This is a genomic window from Rhodococcus sp. R1101 (assembly GCF_000278445.1).
Lineage (GTDB): Bacteria > Actinomycetota > Actinomycetes > Mycobacteriales > Mycobacteriaceae > Rhodococcus > Rhodococcus gordoniae.
On record NZ_AJVB01000113.1, the window covers coordinates 1 to 9,599 of the forward strand.

Consider the following 9,599-nt stretch of genomic DNA (forward strand, 5'->3'; position numbering starts at 1 on the left):
GGTGACGCCACCGGAGGTACACGATTTGACGTACTACCTGGTGTGGAGTTTTGTTCGGGCTGGTGTGTGGGCGGGAACTGCGGTCGGTCATGCCGGGCGTGCCTTCGGTCCGGTAGCGGTCGGCCCATTTTTCGCTGTTCGTGGGGCGACAACGAACATTCTCGCTGCGGCTGCGTAGGTCTAGCCGTGCTCGACGATCAGTCGTGCCATGCGCAGGCGGGTGATCGGGGTGAGGGTGGCGTTACGGTGGGACACGAAAACCTCCAGGGTGTGAGGCGGTTCCTAGATAGCTCCACTTCACAACCGGAGGCTTCGCCTGTCAGGCCAATTCACCGCAATGATGCGGGACAGCCTGTCTGGACATCACTTCTAGCGTTTACCTAGACGGTGACTCCGTAGGTGAGGTTATGGGCGATAATCGCTAACTACAGTTAGATGGATACTCCTGAGAGAGTTAGATATCAATCGATGCTCCCATGGCCAAAATAGGTGCTACGGGTCCTCTGCGCGAATTTCCCGCGAATTAATTATGCTCAGCCAGCATGTAGTAAATCTAGGCAACAAGAATGGGTTTATCGAAATAGTCTTTCAAGACCTCACGGGTTGCCGCCGGCGGAGTTCTTCTCTTCGTGGTATGCACGATGGAACACATCGCGCGCGATTGATACCAGGACGGTGCAGACATGATTCCAATCGATTGAATTCATATCGAAAGGATCTTTAGTCGGCCGGTAATGCACAATTCTGTTGCGTAGTTTGTAGATTGCGGCGCCTGCAGAGGCGGCGATGTTCTTCCCCGTGTCTCTTTTTAAGGATTTGCATATCTCTTCGAGATCGTCTTCACTGGCATGCTTTAGAACATTGTTCAGGCTTTCGGCTTCGAGGGGCCGCCAGGACATCTCGCTCTCAAGAATCGCCGCCAGTTCGCTCCAGCTATGTTCGACCGACAGTGCATTCTTAAGTTTGGTGGCTTTTTCGTGCGCATAGGTTGCTTCTATGCATCTATATAAGCTCATAAATAAGCTTCTAGGATCTAAATCCAGAGTGGATCGGCACAATTCTTGATAGGGAAAGTAATCAATAGGACTCTGCGCAAGTGCGGCCAAAGAGTCAGCAAGCTGCAAGTCTATCCAGGAGCCACCGTGCTGCGTCTCGGCGGCGCAAATGCTCAAAAAATTGGGCCAGACCGTGCCTTCGTCCAATCTGGATACACACTCGTAGATACGTAGCGGCGGAAATAGATTCCGGATCATAAAATTATCGTGCCCATGATAACCGGAACCATCTTTTTTGCTCCCAGCAGCGACGACATCGAGCACTTCGATCGCGGAAGCGGACGGGAATACAGGGATTTCTGATAGAAGGCACACATCGAAACCTGCTGCGTCTTCAAGTGGAATAAGACTTGGGTCGCTCATTTCATGTTCGAATCCAAATGAGGCAATGTAGTGGATATCGTTAAATGCGATCCAAGAAAGATGACGAAAGCGCCCAAAATTTATCGAAATTAGTATTTCGGAATGCTTCAGTCGTTCTTTTTCTTCAATGGTCGAACTGACCCACCTGGCTTCCTGTCGATCTGGTATCGAAACGCCGCGTGTCTCTGCGAAACTGACCAGCCGTTCAAATACGCTAGCGTTGGCTTTGGACATGTTTCTGTTCACGTTAACTTGCCCGCCAGCACTGCTCCAAATTTTTTATGTCGAAATTCTCCTCGATAAGTACCTTGAAAGCTTCAAAGAAGACGCTGCGCTCGTAGCGTCCAACCTGGCCAACTCGTTTGTTAAGCAATTCCTCAAGGACGTCCGTCTTGAGAAAATCTCCAAGGTTATCGGGATGCATTCCGTTGAGACGCTCTGTAAGTGACAAAACTGATTCCCTCAAGGTGCTGAGGCGCCGGCTTCGCTCGTCCTGAGGTCGATCAGCCCCAGGTCGTCCGAGAATGAAAATTCCCACTGCAACAATGAAGCCTATTCGTGCTGGCTGGCGGTCAAAAATGAATCGGCCAGGAGGGATGCCTTCGGCCCCGTCGAAACGTGCGAACGCTATGTCCAGTTGGCAGAGCATGGACAACGCTCCGTAGAACTGCTCTTGAAACCCTTCGTTGGAAAGATTGTCAACAAAATCCAATCGCGAGAATTCGTCTGATAGTGCTTCCTTTGTGTCGACTCCGGTCTTGCGCAACGAAAACGCGATATAGATTTCTACAAGAGTGTCGCTTGAATACTGTGCCGGGCCTACGCGCCGGCCGGGTTGATCGGGCGTCGACATCTTATCTATCTCTGGGACTCGCGCCCTAATTTCGGCGAGAAGGGGGGCGTATACCACCGATAGTTGGCGACTGATTGTCCATGGAACCTGTCCGGTATTAAGGATCAACATTCGGTAGACCATTGCACGTACATTGTTCGTGAGCCAGAATTCGACTCGAATCTGACCGTCGCCGACCGCAGGTTCCTCATCGGCGGCCTCCTGAAGTGCAGCGGTGCGCTGCATACCGTCTATAATTGACAGATTCGACGTGTCGTCAGGAAGGAATGAAAGGGGTCGGTCATCCTCCTCTTGCACGGGGAGATTGCGGAAACGGTCAGGATCGAGTACAGCGCCAATAACGACAGGGGGGAGGGTCGCTCCCTTTTTAAGATCTTCGACCATCCTTTCGCGGATCCGTTTTGCGGTGGTTGTGGCCATCACCCCACGTTGTCCGCTAAGCCCCCCCTGGGCTGCATGAGCATTGCGCGAAAGTTCCAGGTAGTCGTGTACTTTCATCGTCGTCATGAAGGACCAGCAGCGGGTCCGCTTGTCAAACAGCCAGTCGTTGCTCACGTCGCTCCGTTCGTCGGTGTGACCGAGTGTCAACACTGAAGGCAGATCCTAGGCTCTTTGATGAGGTGCGCTCTCTGCTGGTCGCAAACTGAGGCAGCAGCTTCCAACTGTGGGACGGCAGGTTGCGCGTTCCGGGTGTTCGAAGTGAGGTTGCGGCAACTTTGGTTCACTGACGGCTGTAGATCTCTTCCGGAACTATGGAGTGGTTAACTCTTGGCGTACTGAATGGGGTGAACGCCACGGCGTGTCCTGGCGAACCAGGCAGGGTAGTAAAGCGTTGAGTAGCAAATGGTCAGTCCGGCTACGTTAAACGGTCGCTTACTATCTAGGGCGAGAGAACGAGCCGTGCCGACGCTGCGGCGCGCCGATCCGCCGTGAGAAGTTCATGAACCGCTCGTCGTACAGTTGCCCGAAGTGCCAGCCCCGACCGAGAACGACCCGGTAGCGCACGCGCATACCGGGCTGTTCGGAGCAGTGCCGGTCAGATGTCGAAGAACACCGTCTCGGCACCGCCGTCCGGGGTGTCCTGCAGCCGGATGTCGATCGTGTACACGGTGCGGCCGTCGCGCTCGGAACGCGACGCGATGAGGGTGGTGCGCCGCACCTCCCATTCGATGCCCTTCAGGACGGGATCCTCGGCGTTGAGTTCGGTCTCGTCCTCGAAGTAGACCCGCGTGTGCAGCCCGAGGTTGATACCGCGCGCGAAGATCACCAGCAGGATGTGAGGTGCCGAGACGGATCCGTCGGGATTGGTGACGGCACCGGGCTTGATCGTCTCGATCGTGAACACTCCGGTCTCGAAGTCGCCGCCGGTGCGTCCCCAGCCTCGGAAGTTCGGATCGAGGTCCGTGTCCTGCTCGTCGTCGGGATGCGCGTACCGGCCGTGGGCGTTCGCCTGCCAGCTCTCGAGCAGCGCGTCGCGCACCGGGGTGCCGGTGCCGTCGATGACGCGGCCCTCCAACACGATTCGCTCGCCCTCGGTCTCGTCGGTCACGAGGACGTTGCCGAAGTTGTTGTCGAAGATGTCGAAGCCGGCCTGCTGCGGCGCCAGACCGATGTGGACGTAGGGACCGCCGGTCTGCGAAGGCGTCTCCGGGAAATGCGCGACCATCGGGCGGGGGAGGAGCGGGGGCACGGGCCGGTAGGGATCGGTGGGCAGGCTCATCGCGGGGCTCCCGGCAGTTCGGTGTTCTCGAAGAAGGTGGCGCGCCGCCCGCGCAGGGTGATGTCCCAGCGGTAGGCGCGCGCGTCGAACGGGGCGTTCGAGGCAGGATCCTCCTGGGCGATCAGGCTGCGGAGCTGGTCCACGGTCGGGATCGTCCGCGCGATCGGGCACTTCTCGATCAGCGGGTCGCCTTCGAAGTACAGCTGGGTGATCAGGCGCTGCGCCCATCCGCGGCCGAGGATCGACACGTGGATGTGCGCCGGGCGCCAGGCGTTGCGGCTGTTGCCCCACGGATATGCGCCGGGCTTGATCGTCCGGAACCGGTAGTAGCCGTTCGCGTCCGTGAGCATCCGCCCGCAGCCGCCGAAGTTCGGGTCGATGGGCGCGAGATAGGTGTCCTTCTTGTGGCGGTACCGGCCTCCGGCGTTGGCCTGCCACACCTCGACGAGTGCACCCTCGACCGGATTGCCGAACTCGTCCTCGACGAAGCCGTGGACGATGATGCGTTCACCGATCGGCAGGCCGTCCTTCGAGAAGTTCAGGATCAGGTCGTTGTCGAGGGCGCCGAGCTCGTCGCTGCGGAAGACGGGTCCGGTGATCTCCGACAGGGTCGGCTTCGGCGTGATGAGCGCGTTCTTCGGTGCGCGCAGCACCGACGTGCGGTAGCCGGGAGTGAGCGCAGGTGGGTGCAGTGTGTGGTCGCGCTCGACGTATTCGCCGCTGGGCATGCGATCTCCGATCTCTGAGCGGTGAGGACCACCATATGGTGAAGAAAAAAATCATGTAAATTGACAAAATCGCCGTTTATCCATAACTTTCGGTGATGCAATCCGACATGGGTCTCTCCTCGTCCGTGCCGGACCAGGCCCGACGGATCCGCCTCCGGCACCTCCGGTGCTTCGTGACCGTGGCACGCGAAGGGCAGGTCGGACGCGCGGCCGAGCTGTTGCAGCTGAGCCAGCCGGCCGTCACGAAGACCCTCAACGAGCTCGAGGTGCTCGCCGGAGCGAAACTCCTCGACCGCGGCCGACACGGTGCGCGCCTCACCGCGGCGGGTCACCGCTTCCTGAGATACGCGCAGGACGTCACCACCTCATTGGACGCAGCGGTGGCCGCACTGGCGGGAGCGGCCGAACCCGCCCGCGAGCCGCTGCGGATCGGGGCCCTGCCCACCGTGGCCGGGTCCGTACTCCCCGAAGCTCTGGCGGAGTTGCGCCGCGTGCGCGCCGATCTGGACATCCGGATCCGCACCGACCCCAATGCCGTCCTGCTGTCGGCGCTCGCCGCCGGCGCCCTCGACGTCGTCCTCGGACGCATGGCCGAACCGTCCCGGATGGTCGGCCTGTCGTTCGAGCTCCTGTACGCCGAGACGCTGGTCCTCGTCGTCCGGCCCGGCCATCCTCTCGCCGAGCGTTCCGCCTCCGTCGCCGACGCACTCGAACACCCGCTGGTGGTCGCGACCCGCGGAACCGTGCCCCGCCACGCGACCGAGGCACTGTTCGAACGTCACGGCCTGCGACTGCCGGCCGGGCTGATCGAGACGCTCGATCTCGCTGTGGCCCGGGGGGTGGTCCGGCGCAGCGACGCGGTGTGGATCACCACGGAACGTGCGGCCCGCGACGACCTCGCCGACGGGGTGGTCCGGCGCCTGGACGTGCCCACCGCGGGCACCGTCGAGCCGATCGGAGTGCTGCGACGCAGTGCCGACGCGTCGTCCGCGGCGCTCGAGGATTTCGTGACCATCCTGCGCGCTGTCCCCGTCGACGGGGCATGGCAGGATTTCCCCCATGGCTGACCAGACTTCCGACCTTCCCGCCACCGAGCTGTGGGTCGAGCGCACCGGTACGCGTCGCTACACCGGCCGCAGCTCGCGCGGCGCCGAGGTACTCATCGGCTCGGAGAGCGTCGAGGGCGTCTTCACTCCGGGTGAGCTGCTCAAGATCGCACTCGCCGCCTGCTCCGGCATGAGCTCGGACTTCCCGTTGTCCCGCCGGCTCGGCGACGACTACGACGCGACGATCCGCGTCTCCGGAGCGGCGGACCGCGAGACCGAGGTCTATCCGCACCTCGAGGAGGAGATGATCCTCGACCTGTCGGAACTCGACGCCGACGCCCGCGACCGGCTCATCGCCCTCGTCGAACGCTCCGTCGACAAGGTGTGCACGGTGGGTCGCACCCTGAAGGCGGGCACGAAGATCTCGCTGGCGATCACCGCCGAGGATTGACCGATGAGCACCCCCGCAGGCATCGAACGGCTCACGGCGTGGGTGCACGGCCGCGTCCAAGGGGTCGGTTTCCGTTGGTTCACGCGTGCCCGCGCACTCGAACTCGGTCTCGTCGGGCATGCGACCAACCATCCCGACGGTCGCGTGATGGTCGTGGCAGAAGGCCCGCGGCCGGAACTCGAGCAGCTGCTCGCCTGGCTGCGGTCCGGCGACACCCCCGGTGAGGTGCGGCTCGTCGTCGAATCGTGGGATCCGCCGCGAGGGGATCTCATCGGTTTCGTCGAGCGCTGATCTTCGTCCCGTCTCCCGCTCGCTCGGTATCCGCTCCGACCGAGTGGAAGCGGCCGGTGGTGCGGGTGGGACCCGAACGTCCTGTACACGACCGGTTTCGGTGGCGCGGTCCGGACCGCGCACCCGGCGTAGGAGAACGGTCACAACCCGCCGGTAGAGTTCTCACCCATGTACCTCAAGAGTCTGACGTTGAAGGGCTTCAAGTCCTTCGCCTCGTCGACGACTCTGCGTTTCGAACCGGGCATCACCTGTGTGGTCGGACCCAACGGGTCCGGCAAGTCGAACGTCGTCGACGCACTCACCTGGGTGATGGGGGAGCAGGGTGCCAAAGCGCTGCGCGGCGGCAAGATGCAGGACGTCATCTTCGCCGGAACCACCGGGCGCCCGCCCCTCGGACGCGCCGAGGTGACACTCACCATCGACAACTCCGACGGCGCGCTGCCCATCGAGTACTCCGAGGTCTCGGTCACCCGCCGTATGTTCCGCGACGGCGCCGGCGAATACGAGATCAACGGCAGTTCCTGCCGCCTCATGGACGTCCAGGAGCTGCTGTCCGACTCCGGTATCGGCCGGGAGATGCACGTGATCGTCGGGCAGGGCCGTCTCGCCGCGATTCTCGAATCCCGGCCGGAGGACCGGCGCGCCTTCATCGAGGAGGCCGCCGGCGTCCTCAAGCACCGCAAGCGCAAGGAAAAGGCGCTGCGCAAGCTCGACTCCATGCAGGCCAATCTCGCCCGCCTCACCGACCTCACCGCCGAGCTGCGCCGCCAGCTCAAACCGCTCGGCCGGCAGGCCGAGGTCGCGCGTCGCGCCCAGAGCATCCAGGCCGACCTCCGCGATGCGCGGTTGCGCCTTGCCGCCGACGACCTCGTCACCCGGCGCACCGAACTCGCCGGTCACGACGAGCAGGAGCGGATGGTCCGGGAACGGCTCGACAACGTGCTGACGGCGTTCGACGACGCGAACGCCGAACTCACCCGGCACGAACAGGCTCTCGCACAGCTCACGCCGGGCGCCGAAGCGGCGTCGCAAACCTGGTTCCGTCTCTCCGCTCTCGCCGAGCGTGTCTCGGCGACCGTGCGGGTCGCGCAGGAACGCGCACGGCACCTGCACGCCGAACCCGAGGACCGCTCCGGTCAGGATCCCGACGAGATGGAGGCCCGCGCCGATCGGATCGCCGCCGAAGAAGCGGAACTGATCGAGGCGGTCGAGATCGCGCACGGAGCCCTCGAAGCGGCCCGCGAACAACTCGCCGCGCAGGAGGATGCCGCCGCCGCCGCCGAACGCGCGCATCTCGCCGCGGTCCGTGCCGTCGCCGATCGGCGCGAGGGCCTCGCGCGCCTCGCCGGCCAGGTCGACACGATGCGGACCCGGGCCGAATCGATCGACGCCGAGATCGCGCGCCTGACCGTGGCCATCGAGGAGGCCCGGCTGCGTGGCGTCGAGGCCCAGGCCGAGTTCGAGACCGCTCAGGCACGCATCGACGATCTCGACGCCGGCGAAGTCGACGCCGACGCCCAGCACGAACGAGCGCTCGAAGCACAGCGACTCGCCGACGAACGGGTCGCCGAACTCCAGCAGGCCGAACGCGCCGCGGGTAAGGAGGTCGCGTCCCTCGGCGCCCGCATCGAGGCCCTCTCGATGGGACTCGAACGCACCGACGGTGCGGCCTGGCTGATCGACACGCGCTCCGGCGACGGACTCGTGGGCCGATTGGCCGACCGGCTGCGGGTGGCTCCGGGATACGAGGCCGCCGTCGCGGCGGCCTTCGGCGCGGCAGCCGACGCGCTCGAGGTGGAGTCGGCCGATGCGGCGGTCGCGGCGGTCGCCGCGCTGGTGGAGGCCGATCAGGGAAGGGTCGCGTTCGTCCATCCGGGCCCCGCCGCTCCCGCCGACACCGGCGGCCTGCCGGCCGGTGCCCGATGGCTCCGCGAGGTCGTCGAGTGTCCCGCCGACCTGCGCGGGGGCGTCGACGGCCTGCTGGCCCGCACCGTCGTGGTCGACGACCTGCCCACCGCCCTGGACATCTGCGCGACCCGGCCCGGCCTACGCGCCGTGACGCGCGGGGGAGACCTCGCCGGCGCGGGCTGGGTAGTCGGCGGTTCCCACCGTGCCCCGAGCACTCTCGAGATCCAGGCGGCGATCGACACCTCCCGGGCCGGTCTCGAACAGGCCGAACGCCGCTCCGAGGAACTGGCCGCAGCCCTGGCAGGTGCCCTCGCGGAGCAGGCCGAACGCGCCGAATACGTCGAGCAGACCCTCGCCGCGCTCAACGAATCCGACGCCGCGATGTCCGCCGTCTACGAGCAACTCGGCCGTCTCGGTCAGGCGGCACGCACTGCCCATGCCGAATCCGGCCGACTCGCGGCCCAGCGCGCCGAAGCCGAGAAGGAACGTGACGCGGCGCGCGAGAAGCTGGTGGAGCTCGAGGAGCGACTGCGTCTGGCCGAGGACGACTCGGCCGGGACCGGCGACGGAGCCGGGACCGAGCACACGGCCGCCGAACGGGAGATGGCCGCAGCCGCTCTCGCCGAGGTGCGGGCCGTCGAGGTCGAGGCGCGACTCGCGGCGCGCACGGCCGAGGAACGCGCCGAAGCTCTTCGGGGCAAAGCGGATTCGCTCCGTCGCGCGGCGCAGGCCGAACGCGAGGCCCGCGCTCGTGCCGAACGCGCTCGCGTCGCGCGACGGCAGGCCGCGGCCGTCGCTGCGGCCGTCGCCGAAGCGGGGCAGCGACTCGCCGAGCACCTCGAGGTGGCCGTGGCGACCGCGCTCGCGCAGCGCGAAGAGCTGAACCGGCGCCGTGCCGAGTGCGCCGAGCAACTCGAACGGGCCCGCGAACTCGTTCGCGAACTGACGGCGCAGCGCGACCAGCTCACCGATGCGGTGCACCGCGACGAGGTGGCCCGGGCCCAGGCCTCGCTGCGGATCGAGCAACTCGAACAGACCATCCTCGAACAGCACGGCATCGCCCTGGACGACCTCGTCGCCGAATACGGTCCCGATGTGCCGCTGCCGCCGACACCGCTCGAGATGACCGAATACGAGCAGGCCCGCGAACGCGGCGAGCAGGTGGTCGCTCCGCAGCCGATGCC

General features: G+C 64.4%; 8 protein-coding genes and 2 pseudogenes. 5 read left to right on the top strand and 5 right to left on the bottom strand.

The window, feature by feature from the left end; all coding sequences use genetic code 11:
• The 3 genes and pseudogenes from R1101_RS29500 to R1101_RS30950 all read right to left on the bottom strand — a co-directional run.
• A pseudogene (locus R1101_RS29500) lies at window positions 1-255 on the bottom strand (leucine zipper domain-containing protein); the annotation flags it as partial.
• A 341-nt stretch (window positions 256-596) separates the two neighbouring features.
• Window positions 597-1,652, bottom strand: coding sequence for a hypothetical protein (locus R1101_RS30180; protein WP_157179139.1), 1,056 nt, complete (start codon window positions 1,650-1,652; stop codon window positions 597-599).
• 13 nt (window positions 1,653-1,665) lie between these two features.
• On the bottom strand, window positions 1,666-2,826 hold the full coding sequence (locus R1101_RS30950; protein WP_232284718.1) for a hypothetical protein: 1,161 nt from the start codon (window positions 2,824-2,826) through the stop codon (window positions 1,666-1,668).
• A 287-nt stretch (window positions 2,827-3,113) separates the two neighbouring features.
• Between R1101_RS30950 and R1101_RS29510 the strand changes: the two are divergent.
• Window positions 3,114-3,271 (top strand): annotated as a pseudogene (locus tag R1101_RS29510) (zinc finger domain-containing protein); the annotation flags it as partial.
• A gap of 36 nt (window positions 3,272-3,307) precedes the next feature.
• On the opposite strand, the gene pcaG reads toward R1101_RS29510, so the two are convergent.
• A complete protein-coding gene (gene pcaG, locus R1101_RS0109925) occupies window positions 3,308-3,991 on the bottom strand; it encodes a protocatechuate 3,4-dioxygenase subunit alpha (protein WP_016933285.1) in 684 nt (227 codons plus the stop codon).
• Window positions 3,988-4,719, bottom strand: coding sequence for a protocatechuate 3,4-dioxygenase subunit beta (gene pcaH, locus R1101_RS0109930; RefSeq protein ID WP_016933286.1), 732 nt, complete (start codon window positions 4,717-4,719; stop codon window positions 3,988-3,990). Before pcaH ends, pcaG begins: the two co-directional genes overlap by 4 nt.
• A gap of 107 nt (window positions 4,720-4,826) precedes the next feature.
• Between pcaH and R1101_RS0109935 the strand changes: the two genes are divergently transcribed.
• The 4 genes from R1101_RS0109935 to smc form a co-directional block, all read left to right on the top strand.
• Window positions 4,827-5,786 carry a LysR substrate-binding domain-containing protein gene (locus R1101_RS0109935; protein WP_016933287.1) on the top strand — a complete coding sequence of 320 codons (960 nt, stop codon included), beginning with the start codon at window positions 4,827-4,829 and terminating at the stop codon, window positions 5,784-5,786.
• Window positions 5,779-6,216: an OsmC family protein gene (locus R1101_RS0109940; protein ID WP_016933288.1), complete on the top strand. Its 438-nt coding sequence runs from the start codon at window positions 5,779-5,781 to the stop codon at window positions 6,214-6,216. The genes R1101_RS0109935 and R1101_RS0109940 overlap by 8 nt, the downstream gene beginning before the upstream one ends.
• Before the next feature lie 3 nt (window positions 6,217-6,219).
• Window positions 6,220-6,507, top strand: coding sequence for an acylphosphatase (locus tag R1101_RS0109945; protein ID WP_016933289.1), 288 nt, complete (start codon window positions 6,220-6,222; stop codon window positions 6,505-6,507).
• 168 nt (window positions 6,508-6,675) lie between these two features.
• The coding region (gene smc, locus R1101_RS0109950) for a chromosome segregation protein SMC (RefSeq protein ID WP_016933290.1) at window positions 6,676-9,599 on the top strand (2,924 nt) is incomplete at its 3' end.

Bases quoted from the DNA above. Each gene is read 5' to 3' on its own strand.
- R1101_RS0109945 (WP_016933289.1), top strand. From the start codon at position 6,220: ATGAGCACCCCCGCAGGCATCGAACGGCTCACGGCGTGGGTGCACGGC.
- R1101_RS30180 (WP_157179139.1), bottom strand. From the start codon at position 1,652: ATGTCCAAAGCCAACGCTAGCGTATTTGAACGGCTGGTCAGTTTCGCA.
- R1101_RS0109940 (WP_016933288.1), top strand. From the start codon at position 5,779: ATGGCTGACCAGACTTCCGACCTTCCCGCCACCGAGCTGTGGGTCGAG.
- pcaH (WP_016933286.1), bottom strand. From the start codon at position 4,719: ATGCCCAGCGGCGAATACGTCGAGCGCGACCACACACTGCACCCACCT.
- pcaG (WP_016933285.1), bottom strand. From the start codon at position 3,991: ATGAGCCTGCCCACCGATCCCTACCGGCCCGTGCCCCCGCTCCTCCCC.
- R1101_RS0109935 (WP_016933287.1), top strand. From the start codon at position 4,827: ATGGGTCTCTCCTCGTCCGTGCCGGACCAGGCCCGACGGATCCGCCTC.